The organism is Bacillales bacterium (genome assembly GCA_035700025.1).
Taxonomy (GTDB): Bacteria; Bacillota; Bacilli; order Bacillales; family DASSOY01; genus DASSOY01.
In genome coordinates, this window is the sequence record DASSOY010000072.1 from 1 (window position 1) to 16789 (window position 16789).

Genomic DNA, 16789 nt, shown 5'->3' on the forward strand with positions numbered 1-16789 from the left:
GGACGAAAATATTTCGTTTCTTGAGGTTTGTTTTGATTCGGTGTTCGCATTCATGGCCCTCCAAAGTATGTATCTTTCTACTTTACATACTTCGATAAAGGGAGGCTCAAAACCTTCATTGCGTTATTAATTCCGTCTAAGTTTTTTTTGTTCACATTTTTGTCAAGCCCCCTTCCTGTTTTCTTCGGTGGACAATGCACGGGAAAGTTATATACAATGATAAATGGTGAGTGTCTCACGGGTGATCAGTTATTCATTCGAGATGGAGAGATGAACTGCGGTTATTGCCATGCGTGCCCGAACATTGCATCGTCGATCAGACGGAGGTCGCCGACCGGTTGAAGGATGCATCGGTGGAGCAATTTGCGGGTCGGCGCAGCGGTCAATGACTCCTGCATTCGTCCGATATCGGACCAAAAACAAAGAGGAGGTTCAACATGAACATTCACGAGTATCAAGGGAAAGAAATCTTGAGAAAGTACGGCGTGGCCGTTCCGAACGGCAAAGTTGCGTTTACTGCCGAAGAGGCTGTGGAAGCGGCGAAGTCTCTCGATGGCAGTGTGAAAGTCGTCAAAGCGCAAATTCATGCCGGCGGACGCGGCAAAGCGGGCGGTGTAAAGATCGCGAAAAACTTGGATGAGGTGCGTACATATGCCGAGGAACTGCTCGGCAAACAGCTCGTGACTCATCAAACCGGCCCTGAAGGTAAAGAAGTGAAACGGTTATACATTGAAGAAGGCTGCGACATTCAGAAAGAATATTATGTCGGTCTCGTGCTCGATCGTGCAAAATCACGCGTCGTCATGATGGCGTCTGAAGAAGGCGGCACGGAAATCGAAGAGGTAGCCGCGAAGACGCCGGAAAAGATTTTCCGCGAAGAAATTGATCCGGTCGTAGGCTTGATGCCGTATCAAGCAAGACGAATCGCTTTCAACATTAACATTCCGACGAAGCTTGTGAACAAAGCTGTAAAGTTCATGATGGGACTTTACAAGGCTTACGTCGAAAAAGACTGCTCGATTGCCGAGATCAATCCGCTCGTGACGACCGGTGACGGCCAAGTCATGGCGCTTGATGCGAAATTGAATTTTGACGATAACGCTTTGTACCGTCAAAAGGATATTTTGGAATACCGCGATTTGAGCGAAGAAGACGAGAAAGAAATCGAAGCTTCGAAATTCGATTTGAGCTATATCGCACTTGATGGAAACATCGGCTGCATGGTTAACGGTGCGGGTCTTGCGATGGCAACGATGGATATCATCAAGCATCACGGCGGCGAGCCGGCGAACTTCCTCGATGTTGGGGGAGGGGCGTCGACCGAAAAAGTGACCGGTGCATTTAAGTTGATTTTATCGGATCCGGACGTGAAAGGAATTCTCGTCAACATTTTCGGCGGCATCATGAAATGTGACGTCATTGCCAACGGCATCGTGCAGGCGACGAAAGAAATTGGCCTTGAATTGCCGCTTGTCGTTCGTTTGGAAGGAACGAACGTGGCTGAAGGCAAAAAGATTCTCGAGGAATCCGGATTGAACATCACGGCTGCCGAATCGTTGTCGAACGCTGCCGAAAAAATCGTATCCTTAGTAAAATAGAAAGGCGGGAAAATGAATGAGTGTGTATGTCAATAAAGACACGAAAGTGATCGTTCAAGGAATCACCGGTTCCCAAGGTTTGTATCATACGAAACAAATGCTTGAATACGGAACGAAGATCGTTGGAGGCGTGACTCCGGGCAAAGGCGGCACGGAAATTGAAGGTGTGCCTGTATTTAACACGGTACAGGAAGCGGTTGAAGCGACCGGTGCAAATGCGTCCATCATTTACGTACCGCCTGCGTTTGCTGCGGATGCGATTGTGGAAGCGGTTGACGCAGAACTTGACCTTGCCATCTGTATTACAGAGCATATTCCAGTGCTTGACATGGTAAAAGTGAAGCGTTACATGGAAGGCAAAAAGACTCGTTTGATTGGTCCGAACTGCCCGGGTGTCATCACGCCTGAAGAGTGTAAAATTGGTATTATGCCTGGTTACATTCATAAAAAAGGTCATGTCGGCGTTGTATCTCGCTCTGGTACCCTCACTTACGAAGCGGTTCATCAGTTAACGCAGTCCGGCATCGGCCAATCGACGGCTGTCGGCATCGGCGGCGATCCGGTAAACGGAACGAACTTTATCGACGTGCTTGAGGCTTTCAATGAAGATGACGAAACGAAAGCGGTCATCATGATCGGCGAAATCGGCGGCACGGCTGAAGAAGAAGCTGCCGAATGGATCAAGGCGAACATGTCGAAACCAGTTGTCGGCTTCATCGGCGGCCAAACGGCGCCTCCGGGGAAACGGATGGGTCATGCCGGAGCGATCGTTTCCGGTGGGAAAGGAACGGCTTCGGAAAAGATCAAGACGTTGAATGCTTGTGGTATTGAAGTAGCTGAAACTCCAGCGGTAATCGGCGAAACGTTGATTTCTGTTTTGGAACAACGCGGATTGTTGGAAAAAGTCAAAGGTTAAACATCACGAATCCCCTCGACTGACGAGGGGATTTTTTCCGTACGGCTTTACTTGTGATGTCCTTTTGCCGATGGTATATATGGAAACCGATGAAAGAGGTGAGGCGGTTGAATGAGCAGGCGGATGTACGCCGGCGATTGATCCATATTCATGAATGCCGCGGGGCAGGCTGGAAGACGATCGCAAAGTTTTTGCAAGCTGATGCGACGCTTGCCTCGATTTTTACTTATTCACAATCCGAGTTCATCAAGCGATTTTCGATGACCGGTGAATACGCAAAACGATTTTATGAAGACTTACATACGATTAACGTGGCAGAAAAACTCGACCTTTACCGACGCCGTGGAATCGAGATCGTGACAAGATTCGACGATCGTTATCCTCCGCTCCTGAAGCATATTTTCGATCCGCCCTGGGTATTGTATTGCCGTGGGAACGTGTCGCTGTTTCAACAATCGGACATGCTGAGCGTCATCGGAACGCGAAATCCTTCTTCCTACGGTTTGAAAGTGCTGCGCCATTTGCTTTTGCCGCTCGTTCGATCCGGCCGCGGCATCGTCAGCGGTTTGGCAGAGGGGATTGACAGCGCTGCTCATCGCCTTGCCTTGCAGAGTGCGACAATTGCCGTGCTCGGATCAGGCTTGTTCCATGTTTATCCGAAAAGCGAACGGGACCTTTTCGAGCAAATTGGACGCTCTCACTTGCTTATCAGCGAATTCCCTCCGGATACACCTGCGCGGCCGTGGCAATTTCCGCTCAGAAACCGCATCATCAGCGGACTTACGAAAGGGACACTCGTCGTCGAGGCTAGGGAAAGAAGTGGAACGTTAATTACGGCGGACCAAGCGCTTGAGCAAGGACGGGACGTTTATGCCGTTCCCGGTTCCGTGTTCGAACCGCGGTCAGCGGGGACAAATCACCTCATTCAACAAGGAGCCCGGCTGGTCACGGACGCTTCTGATTTGCAATGAAACGTCACATCACGCCCGCGTTTTTTCGCGCTTTTTCGGAAGGGATCGATCTTTTTGTCAAGCACGGCAACGGCTCAGTCAAATGAATCATATTTGACAAATGGGGAATCAATCTTTAATATGGGTGAAGATTTAGTAAAGACAAACGGAAGGGAGAAACGTCAAGATGGAAGATTATCTCGTGATCGTTGAATCTCCCGCTAAGGCGAAGACGATAAAGAGATATTTAGGGAAAAAATATACCGTGAAAGCTTCTATGGGTCACGTCCGTGATTTACCGAAAAGTCAAATGGGCGTGGACGTTGAACAAAACTATACCCCGAAATATATTACCATTCGCGGGAAAGGCGACGTTTTGAAAGATTTAAAAAGTGCGGCGAAGAAAGCAAAAAAAGTCTTTCTTGCTGCCGACCCCGATCGTGAAGGGGAAGCGATCGCCTGGCATTTGGCGAACAGTTTGCAAATCCCGGAAGATTCCGAGTGCCGGGTCGTGTTTAACGAGATTACGAAAGACGCGATCAAGGATGCGTTCAAACATCCGCGCTCGATCAACATGGATCTTGTTGATGCCCAGCAGGCGAGAAGAATTTTGGACCGGCTTGTCGGCTACAACATCAGCCCGCTGCTATGGAAAAAGGTGAAAAAAGGGTTGAGCGCCGGGCGCGTGCAGTCAGTTGCGGTTAAGTTAATCATTGACCGCGAGAAGGAAATCCAAAACTTCGAGCCTGAGGAATACTGGTCGATCAAAGGGCGATTCAAGACAGACGGCGAATCGTTTGAAGCCCAGTTTTACGGACTGGACGGCAAGAAAAAGGAACTTCACTCAGAAGGCGACGTCAAAGCGGTGTTGAAGAGGCTCAAGAAGAACGACTTCATCGTTAAAGAAGTTGAGAAAAAAGAAAGGCGCCGCAACCCTGCCTTGCCTTTCATTACCTCATCTTTGCAACAAGAGGCGGCGCGAAAGCTGAATTTCCGGGCAAGGAAAACGATGATGCTCGCCCAACAACTGTATGAAGGAATTGAGATCGACAAAGGCGGAACGACCGGTTTGATCACGTATATGCGCACGGACTCTACACGTTTGTCAGAAACGGCGCAAACGGAAGCCAAGGACTATATATTAAAGACTTACGGCAATGACTATGTGAGAAAAGGGAAAGCGAACCAAAAAAAGAACGAAAATGCGCAAGATGCCCACGAGGCGATTCGGCCGACTTCGGCTTCTCGTGATCCGAAATCAATGAAACCGTATTTGAGCCGTGATCAGTATCGGCTTTACAAACTTATATGGGAACGGTTCATCGCCAGTCAAATGGCTCCGGCCGTCATGGATACGGTACGGGCCGACCTGGAACAAGAAGGGGTCGTTTTCCGGGCTAACGGCTCTAAAATTAAGTTTGCCGGTTTCATGAAAGTTTACATTGAAGGAACGGATGATAAGAAGAAAGAAGAGCAAACCTTTCTTCCCGAACTTCGGGAAGGAAAGACTGTTGCGAAAGAAAATCTCGAGCCGAACCAACATTTTACCCAACCGCCGCCGCGTTACACGGAAGCGCGTCTTGTCAAAACATTGGAGGAACTTGGGATCGGGAGACCGTCAACTTATGCCCCGACGCTCGATACGATCCAGCGTCGCAATTACGTGCAACTGGACGGAAGAAACTTCGTACCGACCGAACTCGGTGAGATCGTGTTAGAATTAATCGTCGACTTCTTCCCGGAAGTACTCGATGTTGAATTCACCGCGAAAATGGAAAATGAATTGGACGAAATCGAGGAAGGCAAGGAAAATTGGGTTGAAATCATCGACGAGTTTTACCGCGGCTTCGAGAAGCGGTTGAGGCATGCGGAAAAGGAAATGAAAGAAGTTGAGATCAAAGACGAACCAGCGGGTGTCGAATGTGAAAAATGCGGCAGCGAAATGGTTTACAAAATGGGGCGATACGGAAAATTCATGGCATGCTCGAATTTTCCCGACTGCCGGAATACGAAACCGATCTTGAAAAAGGTCGACGTTCCGTGTCCGAAATGCGAAAAAGGCGAGGTCGTCGAACGCCGCAGCAAAAAACGAAGAATCTTTTACGGATGCGATCGTTATCCGGAATGCGAATTTGTCTCGTGGGATAAACCGATCAGCCGCAAATGTCCGAAATGCGCACAAATGCTTGTCGAGAAAAAATCAAAGAAAAAAGGCACGACGGTTCAATGCAGCCAATGTGACTATAAAGAAAGCTAAGCAAATTTGCCGGAATCCAAATCAATTCCGAATTTTTCAACAAAATTGTGAAATCCATTGTCAAAGCTCCTGAATTGTGGTACGATTTAGGAGCTTTCTGAGGTGAAATCGATGTGAACGAACTTCACATTCAAGCGTACGTCGACTATTTGCGCATTGAGAAAAACTATTCGGATCATACGGTATCAGGATACCGAAAAGATATCGAGCAATTCATGTTGTTCATGAGGCAGCAAGCCATCGAATGTTTTGCTGCTGTTTCTTATGCCGACGTACGGCTTTATTTAACTGAATTGCATGCAAACGGTTACGCCAGGCGCACGATTTCCCGCAAATTGTCTTGCTTGCGCAGCATGTATCGATTTTTGGAAAGGGAAGCGATGATCGAAGACAATCCATTCGCCGGCGTCCGCACTCCGAAAGCAGGGATGCAGCTGCCTGAGTTTTTTTACAAAGAAGAATTGGAACGGCTTTTTTCGGTCAGCGACCGAACGACCGCGCTCGGACAAAGAAATCAAGCGCTTCTCGAACTACTATATGCGAGCGGACTTCGGGTGAGCGAATGTTGCGGATTGCGTGTGCACGATATCGATCCTTTCGTCGGTACGGTTTTTGTCAAGGGAAAAGGGCGCAAAGAAAGATATGTTCCGGTTGGCAGCTATGCCCTCGACGCCATCGCCGCTTACCTTGACGATGGGAGGAAAGCTTTGCTTGCCAAAGGGCATTTGGAAACGGATCGGCTGTTCTTGAATTATCGCGGTGAACCATTGTCTGAACGTGGAGTTCGGAAGATTTTGAATGATATGATGACAAATGCGGCTCTTCATCTCCATATCAGCCCTCACGTGCTGCGGCATACGTTTGCAACCCATTTGCTCAACGAAGGCGCAGATTTGCGGGCGGTTCAGGAATTGCTCGGTCACTCGAATTTATCCTCGACGCAAGTGTATACGCATGTCACGAAAGAACGGCTGCGAGAAGTGTATCGCAACCATCATCCGAGAGCTTGATGCTTCTCACTTGGAGGGATTTCATGAGTTCGATTCATGCGACAACGATCTTTGCGATTCAACATAATGGAAGAAGTGCGATGGCCGGGGACGGGCAAGTGACGATGGGAAATTCGGTCGTCATGAAACATTCTGCGAGGAAAGTACGTAAACTTTATAGAGGGAACGTACTCGCCGGATTCGCGGGATCGGTCGCCGACGCTTTTACGTTGTCGGAGAAATTCGAAGAGAAATTGGAAGCATACAACGGAAATTTGCAGCGGTCCGCTGTCGAACTTGCGAAGGAATGGCGCAGCGACAAAGTATTGCGAAAGCTGGAGGCGATGCTCATTGTCATGAACAAGGAGGGTTTGTTACTCGTGTCGGGAACCGGCGAGGTGATCGAACCGGACGATGGAATTCTTGCGATCGGCTCGGGAGGTCATTATGCGCTCGCGGCCGGACGGGCGATGAAGCTTCATTCCGAGCACATGGAAGCGAAGGAAATTGCCCGAGCTGCTCTCGAAATTGCGAGCGATATTTGCGTGTTCACCAACGATCGGATTATTGTCGACGAATTGTAAACAAATTTCACCTGCCGATGGTTTGATCCATACGATGGATGTATCAAACACCCGAGGAGGCAAAGCATGGAGAATCACTTGACACCGAGAAAAATCGTCGAAAAGCTAGATCAATACATCGTCGGCCAACAAAAGGCGAAAAAGTCCGTCGCAGTCGCGCTGCGCAATCGCTATCGCCGAATGCAGCTCGACGATCAATTTCGTGAAGAAATCGTTCCGAAGAACATTTTGATGATTGGACCGACCGGCGTCGGAAAAACGGAAATCGCAAGGCGATTGGCGAAACTCGTCGGCGCCCCGTTCGTGAAAGTGGAGGCGACGAAATTTACCGAGGTCGGTTATGTCGGCCGTGAAGTAGAATCGATGGTACGGGATCTCGTCGAAGTGTCAATTCGTCAGGTGAAAGAAGAACGAATGAAAGACGTTCACGAAAAAGCGGAAGAAAACGCGAACAAACGAATTGTGAAGTTGCTCGTTCCATCGGCGAAAAAGCAAGCTTCCTACAAAAATCCGCTTGAAATGTTTTTCGGGGGCCAAAACGGAAACGAATCCAACGACACGATGGACAGGGACTCTGAGGAAACTACGCTGGCCGCCAGGCGAAAGCAAATCGAACATCAGCTGGCACTTGGCGAGTTGGAAGATCATTATGTCACCGCGGAATTGGAAGAACAATCGAATAACAACATGTTTGATCTATTTCAAGGGGCAGGCATGGAACAAATCGGCATGAACATGCAAGATATGCTCGGCAACATGCTGCCGAAGAAAAAGAAAAAAAGAAAAATGACCGTGCGCGAAGCGAGAAAAGTGTTGACGCAAGATGAAGCGCAAAAGTTGATTGACATGGACGAAGTTGTGCAAGATGGGGTTTTACGAGCGGAACAGTCGGGTATTATTTTTATTGACGAAATCGACAAAATCACCGGAAAAAACCAAAATTCCGCCGATGTGTCGCGGGAAGGCGTTCAGCGCGACATTTTGCCGATTGTTGAAGGTTCTACGGTCAATACGAAACACGGATCGATCAAAACCGACCACATTTTGTTTATTGCGGCCGGCGCGTTTCATATCGCGAAACCCTCGGACTTGATCCCTGAACTTCAAGGCCGATTCCCCATCCGCGTCGAATTGATAGATTTGTCAATCGAGGACTTTGTCAATATTTTGGTCGAGCCCGACAATGCTTTGATCAAACAATATCAAGCGTTGTTAAATACTGAAGGTATAGACATTGAATTTTCTGACGAAGCTATTCGTAAGATTGCGACAATCGCTTACGAAGTCAATCAAGACACCGACAATATCGGGGCGAGAAGGCTGCATACCATTTTGGAACGATTGTTGGAGGATTTATCGTTCGAAGCACCGGATATCAACCTTAAGACGATCACGATCACTCCGCAATACGTAGAAGAGAAGTTGGCTGACATCGCGAAAAACCGTGATTTGAGTCAATATATATTGTAGAAACGCCGTCATCTGGTGAAGATGGCGGTCATAAACGACAAGGAGAGTGTTAGAAAAATGAATCTGTTGGAAAAAACGAGACAAATCAACGCAATGCTGCAACAAGCTGCCGGAAAACCGGTAAATTTCAAGGAAATGGCGGAAACTTTAAGAGACGTCATTGAATCGAATATTTTCGTCCTGAGCCGGCGCGGGAAATTGCTTGGCCTCGCTCTCAAGCAAGAGATTGAAAACGAGCGAATGAAAAAAATATTTGAAGAGCGGAAATTTCCGAGCGAATATTCCGAAAATCTGTTCAAAATTACCGAAACGTCTTCGAACATAGACATTAACAGCGAATTTACGGCGTTTCCTGTCGAGGAAAAGGAATTGTTCGCGAACGGTTTGACGACGATCGTGCCGATCGTAGGCGGCGGTGAACGACTCGGAACGTTGATTTTGTCCCGCCTTCGCGAATCGTTCCAAGACGAAGACTTAATTCTCGCGGAATACGGCGCAACGGTTGTCGGCATGGAAATCTTGCGCGAAAAAGCCGAAGAGATTGAAGAGGAAGCGCGAAACAAAGCGGTCGTTCAAATGGCGATCAGTTCCCTCTCTTACAGTGAATTGGAAGCGATCGAACACATTTTCGAAGAATTGGATGGAAAAGAAGGGTTGCTTGTCGCGAGCAAAATCGCCGACCGCGTCGGAATTACTCGTTCCGTAATCGTAAATGCGTTGAGAAAATTGGAAAGCGCAGGTGTCATTGAATCTCGTTCGCTAGGGATGAAAGGGACTTACATAAAAGTGTTGAACGATAAATTCCTCGTTGAGCTTTCCAGACTGAAATCTTAATGAAGATCGGGTCCATAACCTTGAACCACCGGTGTAAAGCCGGTGGTTTTTTTGTGCCGTCATCGACCGAACGGCCTTTTGAACGCCAAACAGGAGGATACAATAAATGTAATTGGTGTCATTATCTATTATTAATGTTTCAAAAAACATACCTAAAGACCCATTTTTATTGTGGGACCATTGTACCAATAGCAAAAGTTTGTAGAAAATCCATAGACATTCGTACACTCGTTCTATAAAATAAACCTAAATTCCGCAACATTCAACAAAAAACGAGGTGAATCCGATGCCATGGTTTTCAGATCGAGTCGTTTCTGAACTTCAGGGTGCTTTGGATCGTACATTTTTGCGCCAAAAACTAAACGCGCAAAATATCGCCAACGCCGACACGCCGAATTACAAGGCGAAACGGGTCGTCTTTGCCGATGAATTCAAAAGTCATTTAAAAGCTTACAAAACGGATCCGAGACATCTCGATTTTTCGACAAACTCAGGGAATAGAGCTAGAATTTTAACGGAATCCGGAACTTCTTTCAATCACAACGGCAACAATGTCGACATGGATCGGGAGATGACGGAAATCGCGAAAAACCAAATCCGTTACCAGGCATTGGTAGCGAGGTTGAATCATGAATTCAGTCAGCTGAAGCTCGTCTTGAGAGGAGGGAATTAAAGCAAATGTCGATTTTTCAAGGGATCAACATTTCTGCCTCCGGATTAACCGCACAGCGCATGCGGATGGATGTTATTTCTTCTAATCTTGCCAATATCAATTCAACGAGAGCGAAACGGGTGGACGGGGAATGGGTGCCTTATCGAAGAAAAATGGTTGTTATGGAACCGATTGGGCAAAGATTCGCTGATTATTTGCAACAAGCCTCTGCCGATGCGAAACCTGTAGGAAAAGGGGTAAAGGTTTCCGCAATCGTCGAGGACGATTCGCCGTTCAAGCTTGTGTACCAGCCTAATCATCCCGACGCCGATGAAAATGGATATGTACGAATGCCGAATGTGGACCCGCTTAAGGAGATGGTCGATTTGCTAAGCGCAACGCGTTCTTATGAAGCTAACGTAACCGCGCTCAATGCTACGAAAGGCATGCTTATGAAAGCTTTGCAAATCGGACGTTGATCAAAGGAGGGAAATCATGGACAGAATCGAAGGTTTGACCCCATTGTCTTTTCCGAAAGGAACTGAAAACGTTTCGGCCGCGAAAGCCGGCGAACGTTTCTCGAATCTACTCGGCGAAGCTATGGAAAAGGTGAATGAAACGCAAATCCGCTCGGACGAAGCGGCGGAAAACTTCATTCAAGGAAAATCGACGGACTTACATAACGTAATGATCGCTGCGGAAAAAGCTTCCATAACTTTAACTGCTGCGGTTGAAATTAGAGATAAGGTGATTGATGCTTATCAAAAGATAATGAGAATGCAAGTCTAATATTTGAACATACATACCGGGGGCAAAAATGAAAGAAATCCTTGCTCAATATAAAGAAAAGGGGCTTCGTTTGTGGAATGGGCAATCCCGTTTCACAAAGGGAGTGATCGCCGGAGGAGCGGGTCTTGTGCTTCTGGCGGTCATATTGATGGTGTGGTTATCGAAACCCAATTTTGTGCCGCTGTACAGCAATTTGTCGGCAGAGGAAACAGGTCAAATCAAACAGACGCTTGAAGAAAAAGGCGTACCTGCGCAAATTTCCGACGGCGGAAGTACGATCAGCGTTCCGAAAAATCTTGTCGACACATTGAAAGTGGAACTGGCTGCCGAAGGAATTCCGGACAGCGGGCATATCGACTATACGTTTTTTGGAAAAAATGCGAGCTGGGGAATGACGGATAACGAGTTCAATGTTATTAAACAAGAAGCGATGCAAACGGAATTGTCTCGTCTCATTACGACGATCAGCGGTGTAAAAGGCGCAAAAGTAATGATTTCGTTACCCCAACAAAGCGTTTGGGTTTCCGACGAAAACCAATCGGCGAGTGCATCCGTCGTTTTGGAACTAGATCCCGGATATCGAATGAAAGCTGAGCAAGTCAATGCGCTGTATCATCTTGTTTCCAAAAGCGTACCCAATTTGCCGATAGAGAACATCGTCATCATGGACCAAATGTTTAACTATTTCGAGCCAGCTGGATCATCGTCCGGAAATGCGGCGATGTCGGCGTATCAACAACAGCGTGAAATCAAACAAAGCATCGAAGAAGACTTGCAACGCCAAGTTCAGAAAATGCTCGGGATGATGATGGGAATGGATAATGTCGTCGTTTCCGTCACGACCGATATTGATTTCACGAGAGAAAAAGATGTCAAAAAGCTTGTGAAGCCTGTGGACAAAGAAGACATGGAGGGTTTGCAGGCGAGCGTAGAGAAAATTCGCGAGACGTATTCAGGAAAAGGGAACAATGCCGGGGGCGTTGCCGGTACCGGATCAAGCGACGTACCGAATTATGTAGCGAATTCCGGAAGCGGAAATAGTGAATATACACATACTGAAGAACGAATCAATAATGTGTTTAACGAAATTCATAAAACGATTGAAAAAAGTCCTTATTCGATTCGCGACATCGGCATTCAAGTGATGGTTGCTCCGCCTGATCCGAAAGATCCGGCATCCTTGCCGCAGTCGAGAGTCAACGACATCAAAAATATTCTCGGGACAATGATTCGTACGACCCTGCCGAAAGATGGGGGTTCACCGTTAACGAAACAAGAAATCTCCGATAAAATTTACGTTTCCGTCCAACCGTTCGGGGGACGCGTCGACATCCCTGAAGGAGGCGGCAACGAAGTTCCGCTTTGGTATTACGTCATCGGCGGCGTGTTGCTTCTCGTCATCTTGCTGTTGTTGTTGTTGTTAATGAAGAAAAGAAGAACTCCTGATGAGCCGATCGTGAGAGAGGAACCGAAGCCGTCCGGCGAAGTTCCGGAAATGGAAGCCGGAACGGATGACGAAAATACGATAAGAAGAAAACAATTGGAAAAGTTGGCGAAAGAAAAACCCGATCAATTTGCGAAATTGCTTCGATCTTGGATTTCCGACGAATAGGGGTGTGAATGTTGGTCAAAACCACACGAGAAATGACGGGAAAGCAAAAGGCCGCGGCCCTGATGATTACACTTGGACCCGATACGTCCGCGGAAATTTATAAACATTTGTCGGCGGATGAGATTGAGAAATTAACGCTTGAAATCTCGAACATTCGAAAAATTGATCAAACGTTGAAAAGCGAAGTCATTGAACAATTTCATCAAATCGCGATGGCGCAAGATTATATCGCTCAAGGCGGCATCGGGTATGCAAAAACAGTGCTTGAAAAAGCGCTCGGCACAACAGAGGCGATGAACATCATCAATCGGCTTACGGAAACGCTTCAGGTACGGCCGTTTGATTTTGCGAGGAAAGCGGATCCTGCACAAATCTTGAATTTTATTCAAAACGAACACCCGCAAACGATCGCGCTCATTTTATCGTATCTTGATGCCTCCCAAGCGGGGCAAATATTGTCTTCTTTGCCGCATGACATGCAAGGGGACGTGGCAAGACGCATTGCTTTGATGGACAGTACTTCGCCCGAAGTCATTAACGAAGTCGAACATATTTTGGAACAGCGGTTATCGTCATCGGTGACGAAAGACTTCACCCAAGCCGGCGGGCTTGAAGCCGTAGTGGAAGTGTTGAACGGTGTGGATCGCAGTACAGAGAAGACGATTCTGGACGAATTGGAGACTCAAGATCCGGAGCTCGTCGAAGAAATCAAAAAACGGATGTTTGTCTTCGAGGATATCGTCACGCTCGACAATCGTGCGATTCAACGTGTCATTCGTGATGTGCAAAACGAAGATTTAATGCTTTCCTTGAAAGCGGCGAGCGAAGATGTGAAAACGATTGTATTCAAGAACATGTCTCAACGGATGGCGGAAACGATGAAGGAAGAAATGGAATTCATGGGCCCTGTCCGGCTGCGTGACGTGGAAGAGGCGCAAACGCGAATCGTCTCCGTCATTCGGCGATTGGAAGAGACCGGTGAAATCGTGATTGCCCGCGGCGGAGGAGATGAGGTCATTGTCTAACATAATTAAGATGGGCAATGCAAACAAGTCTTCCGCAAACGCGAAAAAAATACACATCGCGAACATGCAGCTTTTTGAGAAACCCTCGGATTCAACGGATCTATCGAATTCGCCGGAAACCGACGCCGTTCCGGTTTTGAAAAAAGCGGAAATTCAAGCAAACAATCTAATAAAAAACGCACAACTCGAAGCGGATAAAATATTGAACAATGCGCGTGCCGAACAAGAACGAATGAAAGCCGAGGCAGAAAAAGCTTACGAAAAGACGAAGAGCGAAGGATGGGAAGAAGGGTACGCCCTCGGCTTGCAAACGGGAAAAGAACAGTATGAAGAATTGTTGAGCGAAGCTAGGAAAACGGTGATATCTGCCAACTCAGAGTATCGGAAACGATTGCTGGACGCAGAGAACGATATTTTGCAGTTAGCGGTGCATATAGCAGAAAAGATCACGCGGCAAACGATCTCGCAACAATCGCAAAGTTGGCTCAACATTGTCAAAAATGCTATGTCAGAGGTGAAGGAACACGAAGAGATCCGGTTGATCGTACATCCAAAATACTTCGACTTTGTCATGAGTCACAAAAAAGAATTGGACAAGCTGTTGAAGAAAAATGCGGAACTGTTCATCTATCCGGAATCTGTCAAGGATGAACATCATTGCGTCATCGAGTATCCGTTAGGAAGAATCGACGCCAGCGTGGATCGTCAGCTTTCCGAGATTAAACGGGCATTGCTCGATCAAGTGGAGGCCCGATAACATGGATGTCGCTGATTTGATGGCCGGGATCGATACGCTGGATCCTTACAAAAGATATGGAAAAGTGACCCGCGTCGTCGGGTTGACGGTGGAATCGAACGGACCGCCGAAAACTTCCGTAGGGGACGTTTGTTATATCCATATAGCGAGATCGGGCCGTACTGTCAAGGCGGAAATCGTCGGTTTTCGCGACGAAAAAGTTTTATTAATGCCGTTTCACAGTGTCCACGAGATTTCTCCCGGCAGTTTTGTCGAATCCACAGGCATGCCGTTGGAAATTAAAGTCGGCCCTCAACTCATTGGAAAGATTTTGGACAGTGACGGAAAACTTTTTAACGGCGGGGCTTTGCCGAGCGGTCTGTCTTCCTTTTCCGTCGATAATGTGCCGCCGAATCCGCTCGAACGACCGCGCATCCAACAACCGATTGAACTCGGTGTTCGTGCAATCGACGGTTTGCTCACTGTAGGAAAAGGACAGCGAGTCGGCATTTTTGCCGGCAGCGGCGTTGGCAAAAGTACGTTGCTTGGGATGATCGCAAGAAACACGAATGCGGACTTGAATGTCATCGCTCTCATTGGTGAGCGGGGGCGCGAAGTGCGGGAATTTATCGAGCGCGATCTTGGCGAAGAAGGGTTAAAGAATTCGATCGTCGTCGTTGCGACTTCTGACCGTCCGGCATTAATGCGAATCAAAGGTGCGATGACCGCTACGGCGATTGCCGAATATTTTCGCGATTGCGGGAAAGATGTGTTGTTGATGATGGATTCCGTGACCCGGGTGGCGATGGCGCAAAGGGAAATCGGCCTCGCCGTGGGCGAGCCGCCGACCACGAAAGGCTATACGCCTTCGGTATTTGCGATGTTGCCGCGCTTGCTCGAGCGGTCGGGGACGAACCGTTACGGAAGCATTACCGCTTTTTACACCGTACTCGTGGATGGAGACGATATGGACGAGCCGATTTCGGACGCTGTACGAGGAATACTGGACGGACACTTCGTTCTGAACCGAAAGCTTGCCAATAAAGGGCAATATCCTGCTGTGGACTTGTTAAGCAGTGTAAGCAGGGTTATGAAAGACATCGTTTCCGATGATCATCAACATGCTGCGGAAAGGTTTCGCGAATGGTTGTCGATTTACAATGACTCTGAAGACTTGATCAACATTGGCGCCTACAAAAAAGGAACATCGGCACGGGTTGACAAAGCTATCGAACATTTTCCGCAAATGCAGGAGTTCATCAAGCAATCTGTCAACGAAAAGACGAGTCTCAATGATTCGGTCCAGGAATTGATCTCGCAGTACGGAAAAGGAGGATCCTGATGTCGTTTCAGTTTACGTTGCAAAAGTTGTTGACCGTAAAAGAAAACGAAAAGCAGCATATGGAACGCTCCTATCAAAAGGCATATGCGAATTTTGAGAAAATCGCGCAAACGTTGTATACCTTCCTTAAACAAAAAGAAACGATCGAAAGATTGCAAGCCGAGGGTATTCAACAAGGTGCGGTAATCGGTGAAATTCAAAAATGGCAATCGAACCTTGATCACGTGCAAAAGGAGATCGACCACTTCCAGCCTTTGTTTCAAATGGCTCGACAGGAAGCGGAACGATCAAAAGCGAGTCTGATCGAAAAATCGATCGATGTGAAACGTTACGAGAAGTTGAAAAAGCTCGAGTATGAGAAATTTCTAAAGAAAAGAAAAGCCGAAGAAATGGCACAAATGGACGAACTCTCGACGACTCGTTTCGCCCATCGGTAAAGAGGTGTTGCGGATGAAAGAGAGCGGGACGGCAGGGAAAGTAGTGAAACCGCTCATGGTTGTATTTGTCGTATTGATCATCGCGGCGGCTTCCTTGTCGGCTTACTTTATGTGGAATGGAACCGACGTAGTGAACTGGGGCAAACGGTTGCCGGTTGTTTCTTATTTCTTCGCTGGATCAAAGGAACCGGAAGAACAGACATTGTCGTCAGCTCAATCGCTTGCAACGAAGCAGAAAGAACGAATCGACGGGCTGCAACAAAAGCTGGCCGCCAAGCAAGAAGAAATCAACCAATTGAAAAGCGAAGTTGAGCGGTTAGAGGCGAAATCCGAACAAAAGGAGCCAACGTCGACAACCGATGCTGCTTCGAAGAGTAAAGGGTTTGACGAAGTGAGCAAAATTTACGGAGACATGGCCCCAGACGATGCCGCTTCAATTATCAGCGAAATGAAAAACAGCGACGCGGTCCAAGTATTATCGCGTATGAAACCCGATGCTCTTGCCTTAATTTTGGCTGAAATGAAACCGAAGCGTGCGGCCAAGTTGACGTTGTTGCTGGCAAACGAGTCGTAGCTGCGTCGAAACTTTGAAAGGAGG

17 protein-coding genes are annotated in these 16789 nt (G+C 47.6%); all 17 read left to right on the plus strand.

Annotation, left to right across the window (positions count from 1 at the left end):
- Positions 1-437: 437 nt before the first annotated feature.
- The 17 genes from sucC to VFK44_11880 all read left to right on the plus strand — a co-directional run bounded on the left by sucC (position 438) and on the right by VFK44_11880 (position 16765).
- The gene (gene sucC / locus VFK44_11800) at positions 438-1598 is read left to right on the plus strand and encodes an ADP-forming succinate--CoA ligase subunit beta (protein ID HET7629045.1); all 1161 of its coding nucleotides are present in this window, start codon (positions 438-440) and stop codon (positions 1596-1598) included.
- 16 nt (positions 1599-1614) lie between these two features.
- The gene (sucD, locus tag VFK44_11805) at positions 1615-2514 is read left to right on the plus strand and encodes a succinate--CoA ligase subunit alpha (GenBank protein HET7629046.1); all 900 of its coding nucleotides are present in this window, start codon (positions 1615-1617) and stop codon (positions 2512-2514) included.
- Positions 2515-2621: 107 nt separating this feature from the next.
- The gene (gene dprA, locus VFK44_11810) at positions 2622-3485 is read left to right on the plus strand and encodes a DNA-processing protein DprA (protein ID HET7629047.1); all 864 of its coding nucleotides are present in this window, start codon (positions 2622-2624) and stop codon (positions 3483-3485) included.
- A 166-nt stretch (positions 3486-3651) separates the two neighbouring features.
- Entirely contained in the window at positions 3652-5721 is a 2070-nt protein-coding gene (gene topA / locus VFK44_11815) for a type I DNA topoisomerase (GenBank protein ID HET7629048.1), read from the plus strand.
- Positions 5722-5828: 107 nt separating this feature from the next.
- Positions 5829-6731: a tyrosine recombinase XerC gene (gene xerC / locus VFK44_11820; protein ID HET7629049.1), complete on the plus strand. Its 903-nt coding sequence runs from the start codon at positions 5829-5831 to the stop codon at positions 6729-6731.
- 23 nt (positions 6732-6754) lie between these two features.
- Positions 6755-7294, plus strand: a complete 540-nt coding sequence (gene hslV / locus VFK44_11825) for an ATP-dependent protease subunit HslV (protein HET7629050.1) — start codon at positions 6755-6757, stop codon at positions 7292-7294.
- A 66-nt stretch (positions 7295-7360) separates the two neighbouring features.
- The gene (gene hslU, locus VFK44_11830) at positions 7361-8764 is read left to right on the plus strand and encodes an HslU--HslV peptidase ATPase subunit (GenBank protein HET7629051.1); all 1404 of its coding nucleotides are present in this window, start codon (positions 7361-7363) and stop codon (positions 8762-8764) included.
- A 57-nt stretch (positions 8765-8821) separates the two neighbouring features.
- Complete coding sequence (gene codY, locus VFK44_11835; GenBank protein HET7629052.1) at positions 8822-9598, plus strand: GTP-sensing pleiotropic transcriptional regulator CodY; 777 nt, start codon at positions 8822-8824, stop codon at positions 9596-9598.
- Between the two features lie 286 nt (positions 9599-9884).
- Positions 9885-10271, plus strand: a complete 387-nt coding sequence (gene flgB / locus VFK44_11840) for a flagellar basal body rod protein FlgB (protein HET7629053.1) — start codon at positions 9885-9887, stop codon at positions 10269-10271.
- A 5-nt stretch (positions 10272-10276) separates the two neighbouring features.
- Positions 10277-10729, plus strand: a complete 453-nt coding sequence (gene flgC / locus VFK44_11845) for a flagellar basal body rod protein FlgC (protein ID HET7629054.1) — start codon at positions 10277-10279, stop codon at positions 10727-10729.
- 16 nt (positions 10730-10745) lie between these two features.
- The gene (fliE, locus tag VFK44_11850) at positions 10746-11039 is read left to right on the plus strand and encodes a flagellar hook-basal body complex protein FliE (GenBank protein ID HET7629055.1); all 294 of its coding nucleotides are present in this window, start codon (positions 10746-10748) and stop codon (positions 11037-11039) included.
- Between the two features lie 28 nt (positions 11040-11067).
- A complete protein-coding gene (gene fliF / locus VFK44_11855; protein HET7629056.1) occupies positions 11068-12651 on the plus strand; it encodes a flagellar basal-body MS-ring/collar protein FliF in 1584 nt (527 codons plus the stop codon).
- A gap of 8 nt (positions 12652-12659) precedes the next feature.
- Positions 12660-13676, plus strand: a complete 1017-nt coding sequence (fliG, locus tag VFK44_11860; protein HET7629057.1) for a flagellar motor switch protein FliG — start codon at positions 12660-12662, stop codon at positions 13674-13676.
- On the plus strand, positions 13669-14433 hold the full coding sequence (fliH, locus tag VFK44_11865; protein ID HET7629058.1) for a flagellar assembly protein FliH: 765 nt from the start codon (positions 13669-13671) through the stop codon (positions 14431-14433). The genes fliG and fliH overlap by 8 nt, the downstream gene beginning before the upstream one ends.
- Position 14434: 1 nt before the next feature.
- Complete coding sequence (gene fliI / locus VFK44_11870; GenBank protein ID HET7629059.1) at positions 14435-15754, plus strand: flagellar protein export ATPase FliI; 1320 nt, start codon at positions 14435-14437, stop codon at positions 15752-15754.
- Complete coding sequence (gene fliJ / locus VFK44_11875) at positions 15754-16191, plus strand: flagellar export protein FliJ (GenBank protein ID HET7629060.1); 438 nt, start codon at positions 15754-15756, stop codon at positions 16189-16191. The genes fliI and fliJ overlap by 1 nt, the downstream gene beginning before the upstream one ends.
- A gap of 13 nt (positions 16192-16204) precedes the next feature.
- Entirely contained in the window at positions 16205-16765 is a 561-nt protein-coding gene (locus VFK44_11880) for a hypothetical protein (protein ID HET7629061.1), read from the plus strand.
- The last annotated feature ends 24 nt before the right edge of the window (positions 16766-16789 follow it).